The 15,935-nt window shown below is 73.2% G+C and carries 15 protein-coding genes; 13 read left to right on the top strand and 2 right to left on the bottom strand.

What is annotated here, in order from left to right:
* Window positions 1-81: 81 nt before the first annotated feature.
* Complete coding sequence (locus FDM97_RS01915) at window positions 82-948, bottom strand: HAD family hydrolase (protein ID WP_137988531.1); 867 nt, start codon at window positions 946-948, stop codon at window positions 82-84.
* Window positions 949-1,426: 478 nt separating this feature from the next.
* On the opposite strand from FDM97_RS01915, the gene ssd reads away from it, so the two are divergent.
* The 7 genes from ssd to FDM97_RS01950 are packed head-to-tail and all read left to right on the top strand — an operon-like array spanning window position 1,427 to window position 6,371.
* On the top strand, window positions 1,427-2,554 hold the full coding sequence (gene ssd / locus FDM97_RS01920) for a septum site-determining protein Ssd (protein WP_137988532.1): 1,128 nt from the start codon (window positions 1,427-1,429) through the stop codon (window positions 2,552-2,554).
* Window positions 2,551-3,723, top strand: coding sequence for a TadA family conjugal transfer-associated ATPase (locus FDM97_RS01925; protein ID WP_175439009.1), 1,173 nt, complete (start codon window positions 2,551-2,553; stop codon window positions 3,721-3,723). Before ssd ends, FDM97_RS01925 begins: the two co-directional genes overlap by 4 nt.
* A gap of 50 nt (window positions 3,724-3,773) precedes the next feature.
* Window positions 3,774-4,613 (top strand): type II secretion system F family protein, encoded by an 840-nt coding sequence (locus FDM97_RS01930; RefSeq protein ID WP_137994605.1) that lies wholly within the window; start codon window positions 3,774-3,776, stop codon window positions 4,611-4,613.
* Entirely contained in the window at window positions 4,610-5,404 is a 795-nt protein-coding gene (locus FDM97_RS01935; protein WP_137988533.1) for a type II secretion system F family protein, read from the top strand. The genes FDM97_RS01930 and FDM97_RS01935 overlap by 4 nt, the downstream gene beginning before the upstream one ends.
* A 37-nt stretch (window positions 5,405-5,441) precedes the next feature.
* Window positions 5,442-5,645, top strand: a complete 204-nt coding sequence (locus tag FDM97_RS01940; protein WP_254705463.1) for a DUF4244 domain-containing protein — start codon at window positions 5,442-5,444, stop codon at window positions 5,643-5,645.
* Window positions 5,632-5,991, top strand: coding sequence for a TadE family type IV pilus minor pilin (locus FDM97_RS01945; RefSeq protein WP_137988535.1), 360 nt, complete (start codon window positions 5,632-5,634; stop codon window positions 5,989-5,991). Before FDM97_RS01940 ends, FDM97_RS01945 begins: the two co-directional genes overlap by 14 nt.
* Window positions 5,988-6,371 carry an Rv3654c family TadE-like protein gene (locus tag FDM97_RS01950; protein WP_137988536.1) on the top strand — a complete coding sequence of 128 codons (384 nt, stop codon included), beginning with the start codon at window positions 5,988-5,990 and terminating at the stop codon, window positions 6,369-6,371. The genes FDM97_RS01945 and FDM97_RS01950 overlap by 4 nt, the downstream gene beginning before the upstream one ends.
* On the opposite strand, the gene FDM97_RS01955 is transcribed toward FDM97_RS01950, so the two are convergent.
* Window positions 6,313-8,790, bottom strand: a complete 2,478-nt coding sequence (locus FDM97_RS01955) for a DEAD/DEAH box helicase (protein ID WP_137988537.1) — start codon at window positions 8,788-8,790, stop codon at window positions 6,313-6,315. The genes FDM97_RS01950 and FDM97_RS01955 overlap by 59 nt on opposite strands.
* 79 nt (window positions 8,791-8,869) lie before the next feature.
* On the opposite strand from FDM97_RS01955, the gene FDM97_RS01960 reads away from it, so the two are divergent.
* From FDM97_RS01960 to FDM97_RS01985, 6 genes are all read left to right on the top strand, one after another.
* A complete protein-coding gene (locus FDM97_RS01960) occupies window positions 8,870-9,223 on the top strand; it encodes an STAS domain-containing protein (RefSeq protein ID WP_137988538.1) in 354 nt (117 codons plus the stop codon).
* Between the two features lie 91 nt (window positions 9,224-9,314).
* Window positions 9,315-9,773 (top strand): ATP-binding protein, encoded by a 459-nt coding sequence (locus FDM97_RS01965; RefSeq protein ID WP_137988539.1) that lies wholly within the window; start codon window positions 9,315-9,317, stop codon window positions 9,771-9,773.
* A 210-nt stretch (window positions 9,774-9,983) separates the two neighbouring features.
* Window positions 9,984-12,380 (top strand): sodium-translocating pyrophosphatase, encoded by a 2,397-nt coding sequence (locus FDM97_RS01970; protein ID WP_137988540.1) that lies wholly within the window; start codon window positions 9,984-9,986, stop codon window positions 12,378-12,380.
* Between the two features lie 188 nt (window positions 12,381-12,568).
* Entirely contained in the window at window positions 12,569-13,210 is a 642-nt protein-coding gene (locus tag FDM97_RS01975) for a small secreted protein (RefSeq protein ID WP_137988541.1), read from the top strand.
* 134 nt (window positions 13,211-13,344) lie between these two features.
* Complete coding sequence (locus FDM97_RS01980; protein WP_137988542.1) at window positions 13,345-14,883, top strand: N5-glutamine methyltransferase family protein; 1,539 nt, start codon at window positions 13,345-13,347, stop codon at window positions 14,881-14,883.
* Window positions 14,880-15,884 (top strand): ArsR/SmtB family transcription factor, encoded by a 1,005-nt coding sequence (locus FDM97_RS01985; RefSeq protein ID WP_137988543.1) that lies wholly within the window; start codon window positions 14,880-14,882, stop codon window positions 15,882-15,884. The genes FDM97_RS01980 and FDM97_RS01985 overlap by 4 nt, the downstream gene beginning before the upstream one ends.
* The last annotated feature ends 51 nt before the right edge of the window (window positions 15,885-15,935 follow it).

Consider the following 15,935-nt stretch of genomic DNA (forward strand, 5'->3'; position numbering starts at 1 on the left):
CCTAGGTCTCGCGGGCCTGATTCCTTTCTACTCCTGTCGGATGGGATGCGAAAGTCCTGGTTCCGCTTCTTTGCTTTCGCATCAAATCCGGGCAAAGCGATCGGCGAGAGCGGTGCGACGCCGACGGTTGGCGTACCAGACGAGTCCGGCGGTCGCCGCTGCCGCGCCCACCGCGGCCGCGGCCACGAGAGCGGGGCGCGGCGGCATCCGGAACTCCGGCAGCCGCTGCTTGAGCCGCACCGGCTTCTCGAAGACCAGGATCGGCCAGTCCCGTGCGGTGGCCTCGCGGCGGAGCGTCCGGTCGGGATTGACCGCGTAGGGGTGGCCCACGGCCTCCAGCATCGGCACGTCGGTCGCCGAGTCGCTGTACGCGTAACAGCGCGAGAGGTCGTAGCCCTCCGACTCCGCGAGCTCCCGGACCGCCTCCGCCTTGGTGGGCCCATAGGCGTAGTACTCCACCTCTCCGGTGAAGCAGCCGTCGTCGCCGACGACCATCCGGGTCGCGACGACCCGGTCGGCGCCGAGCATCTCGCCGATCGGCTCCACCACCTCGGCGCCCGAGGTGGAGACGATCACGACATCGCGGCCGGCGGCGTGGTGCTCCTCGATGAGGGAGGCAGCCTCGTCGTAGATGATCGGGTCGATCAGATCGTGCAGAGTCTCGGCGACAAGCTCCTTGACCTGCGAGACGTTCCAGCCTTTGCAGAGCGCGGAAAGATATTCGCGCATCCGCTCCATCTGATCGTGGTCGGCGCCGCCCACGAGGAAGACGAACTGGATGTAGGCCGTCCGCAGGACGGCACGGCGGTTGATCAGTCCGCCTTGGTAGAAGGACTTGCTGAAGGTCAGCGTCGACGACTTCGCAATGACCGTCTTGTCCAGGTCAAAGAAGGCGGCTGTGCGCGGCAACGAGTGGTTTTTCACGAGCCGAGCATAGGTGCCCGCCATTCGGCGTACGCTGGCGCGTGTGGGTTTGCCTGAGAAGGCTCTCGGGTACACCATGGAAGTCACGGATCGTTCGCGACCGTGCTAACCCGGTCCGGCTCCTCCCCCCCCGAGTCGGCCGGAGAGACGACCCCCGCTCTCCCCCCCGGCGGGGGTCGTCGCATGTCCGGACGCCTTTTCGTCCGCCGGATCCTCATGTGTCCCCCTCTCGTCGGCCGTGTGGCCGCGGCTGCGTGATGCCCCTGTTTCGTCACTCAGCGTAGTGGATGGAGTGCTCTCCGGACATCCCCGGTATGGGGCACGGGGATATTCACAACCGGTGAGTTATCCACAGTTTTTGAGCAAGATCCACACGATTTCCGAGATGGCGGCACGGTGATTCCGCCGCGAACTCCGCGGACGGAAGGAATCACCGATCTCGGCCGCGCGACGGGCGCGGGCGGGATCACGTGGACAGGGGGCGTGTGCTGTGGCGGGAACCATGACTTTCAGAACTCCGGCGGCGTTGAGGGCCTCGGGGGCGGAGACGGCCGGTGCCGGACGCCGGGCCGGACCGCTGATCGTGACCGAGGACCTCGCGCTCCTCGACGACCTGCTGCGGCTGTGCGCCGCTGCGGGCGCCGAGCCCGAGGTGCACCACACGGTGCCGGAACGCCGCGCGAGCTGGGCCGACGCCCCGCTCGTCCTGGTCGGCGACGACGCCGCGGCCCGCTGCCGCGGGGCCGCGCGCAGGCAGGGGGTGATCCTCGTCGGCCGGGAATCTGGCGAGCTCGACGACCCCGGCGTGTGGCGGCGGGCCGTCGAGATCGGCGCCGACTGTGTGCTGCGGCTGCCGGACGCCGAGAGCTGGCTCGTCGACCGGATCGCCGACGCCGCCGAAGGCGCGGGCCGGCAGGCGCTGACCGTCGGTGTCATCGGCGGGCGGGGCGGCGCCGGCGCCTCGACGCTGGCCTGTGCCCTCGCGCTGGCCGCCGCCAGGACCGGCCGGCGCACCCTGCTCGTGGACGGCGACCCGCTCGGCGGTGGACTCGACGTCCTGCTGGGCGGCGAGCGGGCGGAGGGCAGGCGCTGGCCCGACTTCGCCGCCTCCAAGGGGCGGGTGGCCGGCGGCGCGCTCGAGGAGTCCCTGCCGTCGGTGCGCGGGCTGCGAGTGCTCAGCTGGGACCGGGGCGACTCGGTCCTCGTGCCGCCCGATGCCATGCGCGCGGTGCTCGCCGCGGCGCGCAGGCGCGGCGGGATCGTCGTCGTGGACCTGCCCCGCCGGGTCGACGGGGCGGTGACGGAGGCGCTGGCCCAGCTCGACCTCGGACTCCTCGTCGTCCCCGGCGAGTTGCGCGCCGTCGCCGCGGCCCAGCGGGTCGCCACCCTCGCGGGCACGGTGCTGCGCGATCTCCGCGCGGTGGTACGCGGCCCTTACGCACCCGGGCTCGACGAGCAGTGGGTCGCGGACGCACTGCGGCTGCCGCTCGCCGGTGAACTCCCGCATGATCCGGGCCTCGTGGCCGCTCTCGACACCGGTGCCCCGCCGGGCGGCGAGGCACGGGCGCCCCTGGGCCGGTTCTGCGCGCAGTTCTGGGAGCGTGCCCTGACCCCGGACGGGGCGTCGTGAACGCCGGGGTGCCCGCGGGTGGCGCGGGGCTTCTGGAGGCCGTACGGCAGCGGCTCGCGGAGAGCGGGGCCGAGCCGACACCGGCGAGGGTCGCCGCGGCGCTGCGGGCCCAGGGGCGGCTCCTGGGCGACGCGGAAGTCCTGGGCGCGGCCGAGGCGTTGCGCAGCGAGCTGATCGGCACCGGGCCGCTGGAACCGCTGCTCGCCGATCCCGCGGTCACCGACGTGCTGGTCTCGGCGCCCGACGAGGTCTGGGTCGACCGCGGCGCCGGTCTCGAACGCACCGGGGTCCGCTTCCCGGACGCGCCCGCCGTGCGCCGCCTCGCGCAGCGGCTCGCGGCGGTGGCCGGCAGGCGGCTGGACGACGCCCGGCCCTGGGTGGACGCCCGACTGCCGGACGGGACCCGGATGCATGCCGTACTGCCGCCCGTGGCGGTCGGCTCGACCTGTCTGTCGCTGCGGGTGGTGCGGCCACGCGCCTTCTCCGTGGGGGAGTTGACCGCGGCGGGCACGGTCCCGCCGGGCGGGGAGCGGATCCTGCGTGCGCTGATCGAGGCCCGGGTCTCGTATCTGATCAGCGGCGGTACGGGTTCGGGGAAGACGACGCTGCTGTCCACCCTGCTCGGTCTGGTCGGCGAGCGCGAGCGGATCGTCCTGGCCGAGGACTCGGCCGAGCTGCGGCCCGACCATCCGCATGTGGTGCGCCTGGAGGCGCGGCCGGCGAACCAGGAGGGCGCGGGTCTCGTGACGCTGCGGGACCTGGTCCGCCAGGCGCTGCGGATGCGGCCGGACCGGCTCGTGGTCGGCGAGGTCCGGGGAGGGGAGGCGGTCGATCTCCTCGCAGCTCTCAATACGGGCCATGAGGGCGGCTCGGGAACGGTCCACGCGAACACGGCGGCGGATGTACCGGCCCGCCTCGAAGCCCTCGGGACGGCCGCGGGGCTCGACCGGGCGGCGCTGCACAGCCAGTTGGGGGCCGGGCTCTCGGCGGTGCTGCATCTCGTACGGGACCGGGCGGGCCGTCGTCGGATCGCCGAGATCCATGTCCTCGAACGGAACCGGGAGGGGCTGGTGGTGACCGTGCCCGCGCTGCGCTGGGGCGCGGACGGGTTCGAGCGGGAGCGGGGCTGGGAGCGGCTGCGGTCGCTGATCGGGGGTGTGTCGTGGTGAGGGAGCAGGCGCTGGCCCAGGGCGCGGCGGCCCTGTGCGCCGGGGCCGTGATGTGGCGGGTGGCCGAGCGGGAGCGGGGACTGCGCAGGGCCCGGGCGGTCGTGGCGGGTGCGGGGGTTCCGGGGGCTCCGGGGGACCTGGGGGCACCGGGGCGCGGGTGGCCGTCGGTGCGGGCACTGGGCGAGCGGTGGTGGGCCGTGGTGCGGGGGCGGCGTGCCTGGCTGTGTCTGCCGGTGGCGGTGGTGCTCGCGTTCCTCGGGGAGTCGCCGCTGCCGCTGGTGGCGGGGGTGCTCGCGGTGCCGTTGGTGGGGCGGAGGCTGCGGGCGGCCGGGCTTCGCAAGGAGCGGGAGGCGCGGGCCGACGCGGTCGTGGCCCTGTGCGGCGCGGTGGCCGGTGAGTTGAGAGCGGGCCGCCAGCCCGCGCAGGCACTGCTCTTCGCGGTCAGGACGACCGGGGCGCTGGGCCCTGGTGAGGAGGCGGAGGTGCTTGCGGCGGCCCGGTTCGGCGGGGACGTGGCCCAGGCGCTGCGGCGCGCGGCACGCCAGGACGGGGCCGACGGTCTGGCCGGTCTCGCCGCCTGCTGGCAGGTCGCGGTGGACGGAGGCGCGGGACTGGCCGCCGGGATCGACCGGCTGGAGGCCGCGCTGCGGGAGCACCGCGACCAGCGGGAGCGGCTGAGGGCCCAACTGGCCGGGGCCTGGGCGACGGTGACCGTCCTCGCGGTGCTCCCGGCGGTGGGGCTCGCCCTCGGGACGGCGCTGGGCGCACGGCCGCTGCACGTGCTGCTGCACACGCCGGTGGGCCTGGCGTGTCTGGCCGTCGGCGGGGTCCTGGAGGCGGCCGGGCTGTGGTGGGCCGCCCGGATCGTCCGAGGAGGGGAGCGGGCATGAGCGGACTGGCGGGCCCGGAAGGGCTCTTGGGGGAGTTCGTCCACAGGCTGGGGGTGGTGGGCGCGCTGGCCGGCTCGGCCGCCTGGGCGGTCTGGACCGTGGCTGCCGGGCGGCGCGAGCGGCGGACACGGAAGCGGATCGCGGCCCTGCTGGAGGCCGGGTTCGAGCGCGCCGGACAGCGCCGGAGGGTGTTTCCGCCCTGGCTGTGGAGCTGGGCCGGGCCGCTCACGGCGGCCGCCGTCGCCTGGGCCCTGATCGGCGGGGCGGTCGGCCTCCTGGCGGGGATCGCGGCAGGTTGGGGTGTGCGGCGGTGGAGCGCGCGCCGTGCCCCGGCGGCCGGCGACGAGGGGGAGGCCGTACGGCAGCTCCCGCTCGCGGCCGACCTGCTGGCGGCCTGCGCGTCGGCCGGGGCGGGGCCCGGTGAGGCCGCGGAGGCCGTGGGACGGTCCCTGGGCGGACCGGTCGGCGAGCGGCTGGCGCGGACGGCCGCGGAGCTGCGGCTGGGCGGCGAACCGGCCGAGGTGTGGCGGAGGTTCGGCGCGATACCCGGCGCCGAGGGCCTGGCCCGCTGCCTGGAACGGGCCGGCTCCTCCGGGGCGCCCGCCGCGGAGGCCGTCTCGAAACACGCGGCCGATCTGCGGGCGGACCGGGCGCGGAAGAACGCGGCCCGGGCACAGCGGGCGCAGGTGCTGATCACCGCGCCCGTGGGCCTCTGCTTCCTGCCCGCCTTCCTGGCGGTGGGGGTGGCCCCGGTCGTGATCGGCCTGGCGAGCGGGCTGCTGCGGCCATGACGGACATCGAACTCGACGACGACACATGGGGATGAGCATGAAGAGCGTGAGCACATGGTGGCGGGCCCGGTGGGACCGTGTCACCGCCCGGCGGGACGCGGGGATGACCACGTCCGAGTACGCGATGGGGACGATCGCGGCCGCGGCCTTCGCCGCCGTGCTGTACAAGATCGTGACCAGTGGTTCGGTCTCCGGCGCGCTGGAGTCCGTGATCGGCAAGGCGCTCGATGCGCCGTTCTGAGGACCGGGGCGCAGTGACCGTGGAGGCGGCGATGGCCCTGCCGGCCCTGGTGGTGTTCACCATGGCGCTGGTCTGGGCGCTCGCCGCGGCGGCGGCGCAGATCCAGTGCGTCGACGCGGCACGGGCCGGGGCGCGGGCGGCCGCCCGGTCGGAGCCGGTGGCCGGCGCCGAGGCCGCCGCCCGGGCCGCCGCGCCCGAGGGGGCCACGGTCTCCGTCACCCGTTCGGGCGAGCTGTGGCGGGTGACGGTGGAGGCGCCGGCGCCCGGGCCCGGCGGGATGGGGCTCACCCTGCGCGCCGGAGCGGCGGCGCTCGCCGAGGACGCGGTGGGGGTGGCGGCGCCATGAGCACGGGCAAGCCGGCCGGGGCGCGCGGCGACCGGGGGATGGCGACGGTGTGGACCGCGTTCGCGGCCTGCGTGCTGTGCGTGGTGTTCGGGGCGGTCCTCGCGCTGGGGCAGGCGGTGGCGGCCCGGCACCGGGCGGGCGGCGCGGCGGACCTGGCCGCGCTCGCCGCCGCCGACCGGGCCCTGTGGGGCGAGGAGACGGCCTGCGCGGCGGCGGCCCGCGTGGCGGACGCCCAGGGAGCCTCGGTGGTGCGGTGCTCGGTGCGGGGCGACGTCGCGGACGTGACCGCGGCGGTGCGCCTGGGGCCGTACGCGCCGGCGGTCAGGGCGCGGGCGGGGCCTCCGGAGGCTCTTCCGGGGCTTCCCGCAGCAGTTCCGTGAGGAGGCGGACGGCGCCGCGCTTGTGGAGCGGGTCGTTGCCGTTGCCGCACTTGGGGGACTGGATGCAGGAGGGGCAGCCCGCCTCGCACTCGCAGGAGGCGATCGCCTCGCGGGTGGCCGTGAGCCAGGCGCGGGCGGTGTGGAAGGCCCGCTCGGCGAAGCCGGCGCCGCCCGGATGCCCGTCGTAGACGAAGACGGTGGGCAGCAGGGTGTCGGGGTGGAGCGGGACGGAGACCCCGCCGATGTCCCAGCGGTCGCAGGTGGCGAAGAGCGGCAGCATGCCGATCGAGGCGTGTTCGGCGGCGTGCAGGGCGCCCCCGAGGATCTCCGGGTTGATCCGGGCGGCGTCCAGCTGGTCCTCGGTGACCGTCCACCAGACCGCCCGGGTGCGCAGGGTGCGGGGCGGCAGGTCGAGCTTGGTCTCGCCGAGCACCTCGCCGGTGATCAGACGACGGCGCAGGAAGGAGACGACCTGGTTGGTGACCTCGACGGAGCCGTAGCAGAGGCGGCCGGCTCCCCACGGGATCTCGGTGTCGGTGTCGAGGACGGAGATGGAGGTGGTGTCACGGGCGGTGGTGGAGTACGGCGGACTGGCCTCCTCGACCAGGGCCACGGAGTCCTTCAGATCGAGGGTCTTCACCAGATACGTGCGGCCCTGGTGGAGGTGGACGGCGCCCTCGTGGACGGCGGTGTGGGAGGCGGCCTCGTCGACCGTGCCGAGAAGGCGGCCGGTGCCGGCCTCCACGATCTGGACGGGGCTGCCGCCCCCGCCCCGGATGTCGGTCAGGTCGGCGGCCCGCTCGCGGCGCGTCCAGTACCAGCCGGTGGAGCGCTTGCGCAGGAGGCCGGCGGCTTCCAGCTGGGGCAGCAGTTCGGGGACAGCCGGGCCGAAGAGGGCCAGGTCGGCCTCGGTCAGCGGGAGCTCCGCGGCGGCGGCGCACAGATGGGGGGCGAGGACGTAGGGGTTGTCGGGGTCCAGGACGGTCGACTCGACCGGCTGCCGGAAGAGCGCCTCGGGGTGGTGGACGAGGAAGGTGTCCAGCGGGTCGTCGCGGGCCACCAGGATCGCCAGGGCGCCCTCGCCCGAGCGGCCCGCCCGGCCCGCCTGCTGCCACAAGGAGGCGCGCGTGCCCGGGTAGCCGGCGATCACGACGGCGTCGAGGCCCGAGACGTCCACGCCCAGCTCCAGGGCGGTCGTGGCGGCCAGACCGAGCAGCTCGCCCGAGTGCAGGGCGCGCTCCAGGGCGCGGCGCTCCTCGGGCAGGTAGCCGCCCCGGTAGGCGGCGACCCGGCGCGCCAGGGAGCGGTCGACCTCGGCGAGGCGTTCCTGGGCGATGACCGAGATCAGCTCGGCGCCGCGCCGGGAGCGGACGAAGGCGACCGACCGGACGCCCTGGAGGGTCAGGTCGGTCAGCAGGTCGGCGGTCTCGGCGGTCGCCGTGCGGCGCACCGGGGCGCCCTGCTCGCCGTGGAGCTCGGTCAGCGGCGGCTCCCAGAGGGCGAAGACCAGCTCGCCGCGCGGTGAGGCGTCGTCGGAGACCTCCGCGACCGGCAGGCCGGTCAGGCGGCCGGCGGAGAGGGCGGGCTCGGCGGAGGTGGCCGAGGCGAGCAGGAAGACGGGATCCGCGCCGTACCGGGCGCAGACGCGGCGCAGCCGGCGCAGCACCTGGGCGACGTGGGAGCCGAAGACGCCCCGGTAGGTGTGGCACTCGTCGATCACGACGAAGCGCAGGGAGCGCAGGAAGGAGGACCACCTGGGGTGGGAGGGGAGTATGCCCCGGTGCAGCATGTCGGGGTTGGTCAGCACGTAGTTCGCGTACTGGCGGACCCATTCGCGTTCCTCGACGGGCGTGTCGCCGTCGTAGACGGCGGGCCGGATCCGGTTGCCGAGCGGGGCGGCCAGCTCGCGCACGGCACGGCGCTGGTCGGCGGCGAGGGCCTTGGTGGGGGCGAGGTACAGGGCGGTGGCGCCCCGCCCGTTGGCGGCCTCCGAGCCGTCCAGGAGCGTGGTCAGGACCGGGGCGAGATAGGCCAGCGACTTGCCCGAGGCGGTGCCGGTCGCGATCACCACGGATTCGCCGTCCAGGGCGTGCTCGGCGGCCTCGGCCTGGTGGGCCCAGGGGTGCTCGATGCCCGCCGCCTGGATCGCGCTGATGACCTCCGGCCGGATGCGATGCGGCCAGACGGCATGCCGGCCCTCTCGGGCGGGCAAGTGCTCCGTATGAGTGATGCGCGCGGCCCGGCTCTCGCCCGAGGAGAGCCGGTCGAGGACCATGCCGGGGGAGGGGCGACTGCCCGTGTCCCCGGCAGGCCGACTGGGGCGGTGATTCTTGGCCATCGGCACCGAGTGTGTCACTGGCGTGACGGACAATGCTCCCAAGGCGTCGTGCATGGCTGCTGGTAAGTGATTGAATGCCATCGCGGCTGGCGATCCGTCCCCCGACTCCGCCGGGGAGAAACGAGGGGCGACCGCTCGATAGCAAGGTGCTGGAGGATCCGTGGACCTGTCCCTGTCGACTCGCAATGTGTCCGGCCCGAGTGGCGACCGTACGGTCGTCGAGGTCGGTGGCGAGATTGATGTGTATACCGCGCCCAAGCTGCGCGAGCAGTTGGTCGAGTTGGTGAACGACGGCAGCTACCACCTGGTTGTCGACATGGAGGGCGTGGACTTCCTCGACTCGACCGGCCTCGGCGTGCTGGTGGGCGGCCTGAAGCGCGTGCGCGCGCATGAGGGCTCGCTGCGCCTGGTCTGCAACCAGGAGCGCATTCTCAAGATCTTCCGGATCACTGGTCTGACCAAGGTGTTCCCCATCCACACCACGGTCGACGAGGCCGTCAACGCCACCGACTGACGGCCGGCCGGCGTCGGAAGAAGCAGTGGAGTGCCGGGCCGACACGCCCGGTCCTCCGAGTTGCCCGCCCATACGTTCCTAGGGGGACCGCATGGCCACCGTTGAACTCCGCTTCAGCGCCCAGCCCGAGCACGTCCGCACGGCTCGCCTCGTGGCGGCCGCGGTGGCGCGCAGGGCCGGGGTCGACGAGGCGGTCCTCGACGAGGTCAGGCTCGCCGTCGGCGAGGCGTGCTCCCGTGCGGTCGGGCTGCACCGCAGCAACGGTGTCACCACCCCCGTCCGGGTCGTGCTGACCGAGGAGGAGAAGACCTTCTCCATCGAGGTCGGCGACGAGGTGCCGGGCGCGGGGGTGGCGGCGGCCGATGCCGCCGGTGTTCCCGGCGCGCGGGGCGAGGCTCCGGCCGAGGAGTTCGACGACGCCGACGGTGAGGACGAGATGGGCCTCGCGGTGATCCGCGGGCTCGTCGACGACGTCGAGGTGAGAGCCGGCGAGGAGGGTGGCGTCATCAGGATGAGCTGGCCGACGACCCCGGTGATCGAACTTCCCTGATCCATCGAGATCACGAAAAGAGGCCCTGCCGAGCAGGGCCTCTTTTCATTTCTCTAGATCGTCGATCATGTGTTAATGCTTTTGGCGCATTACCGCTTTCGGTGGGAAGATCGAGTCAATGCGGAATTCCATTTGCGGCGCCCTGTTTTGATCAGGTTCCGCTCCCTACAATCCGTCCACATCTTGAGCTCGCAACGTCAAGGAGGACGAATGGCGGGGCTCTTCAACCCAGAACTGACCGGACACCCCACTTCTCTCGCCGCGGCGGTACTCACCGACGAGAACCGAACCATCGTGATCGTCATCGCGGTCGTGGCGCTCGCGGCGCTGCTCGTCGCCCAGCTCCTGGTGCGCCAGGTGCTCGCGGCCGGTGAGGGCACGGACTCGATGAAGAAGATCGCCGCGGCCGTGCAGGAAGGCGCGAACGCCTATCTCGCACGGCAGTTGCGGACGCTCGGGATCTTCGCCGTCGTCGTGTTCTTCCTGCTGATGCTGCTTCCCGCCGACAACTGGTCGCAGCGCGCAGGGCGTTCCCTGTTCTTCCTGGTGGGTGCGCTTTTCTCGGCGGCCACCGGATACATCGGCATGCGACTCGCCGTTCGGGCGAATGTGCGGGTGGCCGCGGCCGCACGGGAGGCGACCCCGGCGCCGGGCGAACCGGAAAAGGATCTGACGACCGTCGCGCACAAGGCCATGAAGATCGCTTTCCGTACGGGCGGAGTGGTCGGCATGTTCACCGTGGGCCTCGGCCTGCTCGGTGCCGCCTGCGTCGTCCTCGTCTACGCCGCCGACGCGCCCAAGGTCCTGGAGGGCTTCGGCCTCGGCGCCGCGCTCATCGCGATGTTCATGCGTGTCGGCGGCGGCATCTTCACCAAGGCCGCCGACGTCGGCGCCGACCTCGTCGGCAAGGTCGAGCAGGGCATCCCCGAGGACGACCCGCGCAACGCCGCCACCATCGCCGACAACGTGGGCGACAACGTCGGCGACTGCGCGGGCATGGCCGCCGACCTCTTCGAGTCGTACGCCGTCACGCTCGTCGCCGCGCTCATCCTGGGCAAGGCGGCCTTCGGCGACCTCGGCCTCGCCTTTCCGCTGATCGTCCCGGCGATCGGCGTGGTCACCGCGATGATCGGCATCTTCGCGGTCGCCCCGCGGCGCGCCGACCGCAGCGGAATGACCGCCATCAACCGCGGCTTCTTCATCTCCGCGGTGATCTCGCTCGGCCTGGTCGCCGTCGCCGTCTTCGCCTACCTGCCGTCCTCCTACGCCGACCTCAAGGGCGTCACCGAGCCCGGCATCCAGGCCCACCCCGGCGACCCGCGGATCCTCGCCCTGGTGGCCGTCGCCATCGGCATCGTCCTGGCCGCGCTGATCCAGCAGCTCACCGGCTACTTCACCGAGACCGGCCGGCGCCCGGTCAAGGACATCGGAAAGTCCTCGCTCACCGGCCCCGCCACCGTCGTCCTCGCCGGGATCTCCATCGGCCTGGAGTCCGCCGTCTACACCGCCCTGCTGATCGGGCTCGCCGTCTACGGGGCGTTCCTGCTCGGCGGCGCCTCCATCATGCTGGCGCTGTTCGCGGTCGCCCTGGCCGGCACCGGTCTGCTCACCACCGTCGGTGTGATCGTCGCCATGGACACCTTCGGCCCCGTCTCCGACAACGCCCAGGGCATCGCCGAGATGTCCGGCGACGTCCAGGGCGCGGGCGCCCAGGTCCTCACCGACCTCGACGCCGTCGGCAACACCACCAAGGCCATCACCAAGGGCATCGCCATCGCCACCGCCGTCCTGGCGGCTGCGGCGCTGTTCGGCTCGTACCGCGACGCGATCGCCACGGCGGTCGGCGAAGTCGGGGCCAGAGCCAGTGAGATGAACCTCTCGATGGACATCTCGCAGCCCAACAACCTCGTCGGGCTGATCCTCGGCGCGGCGGTCGTCTTCCTCTTCTCGGGGCTGGCGATCAACGCGGTCTCGCGCTCGGCCGGAGCGGTGGTCTACGAGGTGCGGCGCCAGTTCCGCGAGCACCCCGGGATCATGACGTACACCGAGAAGCCGGAGTACGGGCGCGTCGTCGACATCTGCACCAAGGACGCGCTGCGCGAACTCGCCACGCCCGGGCTGCTCGCCGTGATGGCGCCGATCGCGGTCGGCTTCTCCCTCGGCGTGGGCGCCCTCGGCTCGTATCTCGCCGGGGCCATCGGCACGGGCGCGCTGATGGCGGTCTTCCTCGCCAACTCCGGCGGCGCATGGGACAACGCCAAGAAGCTCGTCGAGGACGGCCACCACGGCGGAAAGGGCAGCGAGGCGCATGCCGCGACCGTCATCGGCGACACCGTCGGCGACCCGTTCAAGGACACCGCGGGACCGGCCATCAACCCGCTGCTGAAGGTGATGAACCTGGTCGCCCTGCTGATCGCGCCGGCGGTCGTGCAGTTCAGCTACGGCGACGACTCGAGTGCCGGACTGCGGGCGCTGATCGCCGTCCTCTCGATCGTCGTCATCATCGGGGCGGTCTACGTCTCCAAGCGGCGCTCGGTGGCCGTGGGTGACGAAGACAACGCCGCCGAACGGACGGCCGCCTCCCCGGACGCGCCGGTGATTTCGTAACACCAGGTCAGGAAGGAGGCGGGCGGCACGTGCTGACGTGCCGTCCGCCTCCTGTTCGGGGGTGCGTGAGGCGTGTCTCCCTTGGTGCAAAAGGCTGCAATGAAGGATGAACCAGTCCCACGAAAGGTGGATGTCGCCCGCTCGGCGTGTATGTTCCGGGGCCGAGAGCCTTGGAAGGGACCGATCCGGTGAACAAGAAGCTTGCTGTCGCACTGTCCGGCGCCGCGGTACTGGTACTCACGCTGTCCGGCTGCAGCGACGACGGCGACGAGGTGAACGACTGGGCCAAGACGGTCTGCGACCAGGCGAAGCCCCAGATCCAGAAGCGGGCCGACGCCCAGCAGCTGATCATCTCGACGGCCGCGGACGGAAAGCCGGCCGACATCCAGGCCGCCGACTCGAAGGCGTTCCAGGACATTGCCGACGCGGACCGGGCGCTCGCCAAGGCCATCGAGGGCGCCGGCGCGCCGCCCGTCGACAACGGCGAGAAGCTCCAGCAGGACGCCGTGAAGGAGCTCAACGCCACGGCGGTGGCCTACGACAACCTGAAGAAGCAGGTCGACGCGCTCGACCCCACCAACCAGCAGAAGTTCGCGGACGGTCTGCAGGGTGTCGCCGACGGCCTGAAGAAGATCGAGAAGATGGACCAGGACGCGCTGGCCAAGCTGCAGTCCGGCGAGCTGGGCACGGCGATGGCCAAGCAGCCCGGCTGCCAGAAGGCCACGCCGTCGACGCCCCCGACCGCCACCGCCTCCCCGAAGGCGGGCTCCACGCCGTCGGGCAAGGCGTCCGCCAAGCCGTCCGGCTCGGCGAGCAAGAGCGCCGAGTAGCGCGCGGCGACGTGGGACGGAGGGCCCCGGGGCGCGCACGGCTCGCCCCGGGGCCCTCGTGCGAGACGGGCCGACCGCAAGGCGCCGGGCGGGGCAGGCGAGGCATTGTCGGTGGCGGCCGCCACAATGGTGGGGTGAGTACCACCAGCCTGACCTCCCGCCTCCCGGTGCCCGCGCACGCCGCCCCGCTGCGCGAGGCCCTGCTCGCCGCCGCCTTCACCGCCGACGGACTGCTCGACCTGCTCGGCGCCCCCGCCTACGCCGCGCTCGCGCGCAGTGAGACCGTGCCCGCGCTGCGGGCCACCCGGGGGGACTCCCCGCTGGAGACCCTCGTGCGGCTCTTCCTGCTCCAGGGAGCCGTCCCCGCCGAGCGGGCCGCCGCCGCGCTCCCGCTGGAGGAGTGCCTCGCGGACGGCTGGCTGGAGCGCGACGGCGACGAGATCCGCGCCACCGTCGACGTACGGCCGTACGGCGGGCCCGAGGGCCAGGACTGGTTCATCGTCTCCGACCTGGGCTGCGCCGTCGGCGGGGCCGGAGGCATCGGGCGCAAGGACGAAGGCGTCGTCCTCGGCGTCGGCGGGGCCTCCACCACACTCGCCGGCATCACCGTCCGTACGCCGGTGTCCTCCGCGCTCGACCTCGGCACCGGCTCCGGCATCCAGGCCCTGCACGCCGCGCAGCACGCCACGCTCGTGACCGCGACCGACCTGAACCCGCGCGCCCTGGACTTCACCCGGCTCACGCTCGCCCTCTCCGGGGCCCGGGAGGCCGAGCTGCTCCAGGGCTCGCTCTTCGAGCCGGTCGACGGCGACACGTACGACCTGATCGTCTCCAACCCGCCGTTCGTCATCTCCCCCGGCGCCCGGCTCACCTACCGCGACGGCGGGATGGGCGGCGACGACCTGTGCCGCACGCTCGTGCAGCAGGCCGGGGAGCGGCTCAACGACGGCGGCTACGCCCAGTTCCTCGCCAACTGGCAGCACGTCGAGGGCGAGGAGTGGCAGGACCGGCTGCGCTCCTGGGTGCCGCGCGGCTGCGACGCCTGGATCGTGCAGCGCGAGGTCCAGGACATCACCCAGTACGCCGAGCTGTGGCTGCGGGACAGCGGAGACCACCGCGAGGACCAGGAGCGTTACACCGAGCGGTACGAGGCCTGGCTGGACGAGTTCGAGGCCCGCAAGACCAAGGCGGTCGGCTTCGGCTGGATCACCCTGCGCAAGAACGCGGCCGTGGCCTCCGGCGAGGCCGAGCCGTCGATCGTGATCGAGGAGTGGCCGCACCCCGTCGAACAGCCGCTGGGCGACACCGTACGGGCGCACTTCGAGCGGCAGGACTATCTGCGCACGCACGACGACGCGGCCCTGCTCGCCGACCACTTCACCCTCGCGCCCGAGGTCGTGCAGGAGCAGGTCGGGCTGCCGGGTGCCGAGGACCCCGAGCACGTGGTGCTGCGACAGAACCGGGGCATGCGGCGCGCCACCAAGGTGGACCACGTCGGGGCCGGCTTCGCGGGCGTCTGCGACGGCTCGCTCAGCGCCGGGCGGATCCTCGACGCGATCGGACAGCTGATGGGCGAGGACCCCGTGCTGCTGCGCGACCGCACCCCGCAGGCCATCCGGCTCCTCGTCGAGGAGGGGTTCCTCCTCCCGGCCCGAGAGGCACAGCAGGGTTGATACGGATCGAGCTGGACGAGGCCGCGCTCGGGGCGACCCGCATCGCGATCAGCCCGCTGCGGGACGCCTTCTGCTCCATCCATCTCGCGATGCCGCACCGGCACCCCTCCTGGCCGTACCAGGAGTGGGTGGGCCTGGCACGTGAGGTGTGGCGGGAGGACGAGCGGATCGCGCCCCTGCGCGCCCTGGTGGAGGAACTGCCGCCGAACGTCTCCGACTTTCTGCTGCCCCGCCCGATCGGTACGGTCCACGTCCACGAGGAGCTCGATCTGCTGCGAGCCACCGACCCGGAGTTCGTCCGCGAGCAGGTGTCCGACTGCTACCCGGGCCTGGCCGACCACCCCTCCGTACAGCCGTATCTGAGAGATCCGGCCGCCGCCTGCGCCGCGCTCGCCGACGCGTACGCGGCGTACTGGGAGGGGGCGATCGAGCCGTACTGGCCGACCATGCGCCGGCTCGTCGAGGACGAAGTGCTGGTGCGGGCGCGGACGTTCGCCACCGAGGGCGTCGACGCGCTGTTCAGCGGCCTCGAGTCGCGCGGCCGCTGGGAGCGTCCGGTGCTCGAACTGACGAAGTACGTCGACGCGCAGTACGCGGCGGGGGAGCGGCGGCTCGTCCTCGTACCGCTCGTCTTCGCGGAGGGCTGCCGGCTCTACTCGACCGACGACCCCGAGGTGGTCGCCGTCTCCTTCCAGGCCCGCGGGGCCGCCGCCCTGCGCGAACCGGCCGAGCCCGTCGCCGAGGACCGGCTCGGGCTGATGCTCGGCCGCGGCCGGGCAGCGGTGCTGCGGGAGCTGGCCGGCCCCCTGACCACGGCCGGGCTCGCCGACCGGCTCGGGCTCGCGCCCAGCACGGTCTCCGAGCATCTGTCGCTGCTCGCGGACGCGGGCGTGGTGACCCGGCACCGGGTCGGCCGCTCCGTCTACTACCAGCTCACGGACACCGGCCGTTCCCTGCTCGCGCTGCTCGCCGGGGAGGGCGTGCTGAGCGCCGTGGCCTGAGGATTCGGGGGCTTCCGAATCGATGGCCGGGGCCCTCCCCGCCCTCCTACC

Source organism: Streptomyces vilmorinianum (genome assembly GCF_005517195.1).
Classification (GTDB): Bacteria; Actinomycetota; Actinomycetes; order Streptomycetales; family Streptomycetaceae; genus Streptomyces; species Streptomyces vilmorinianum.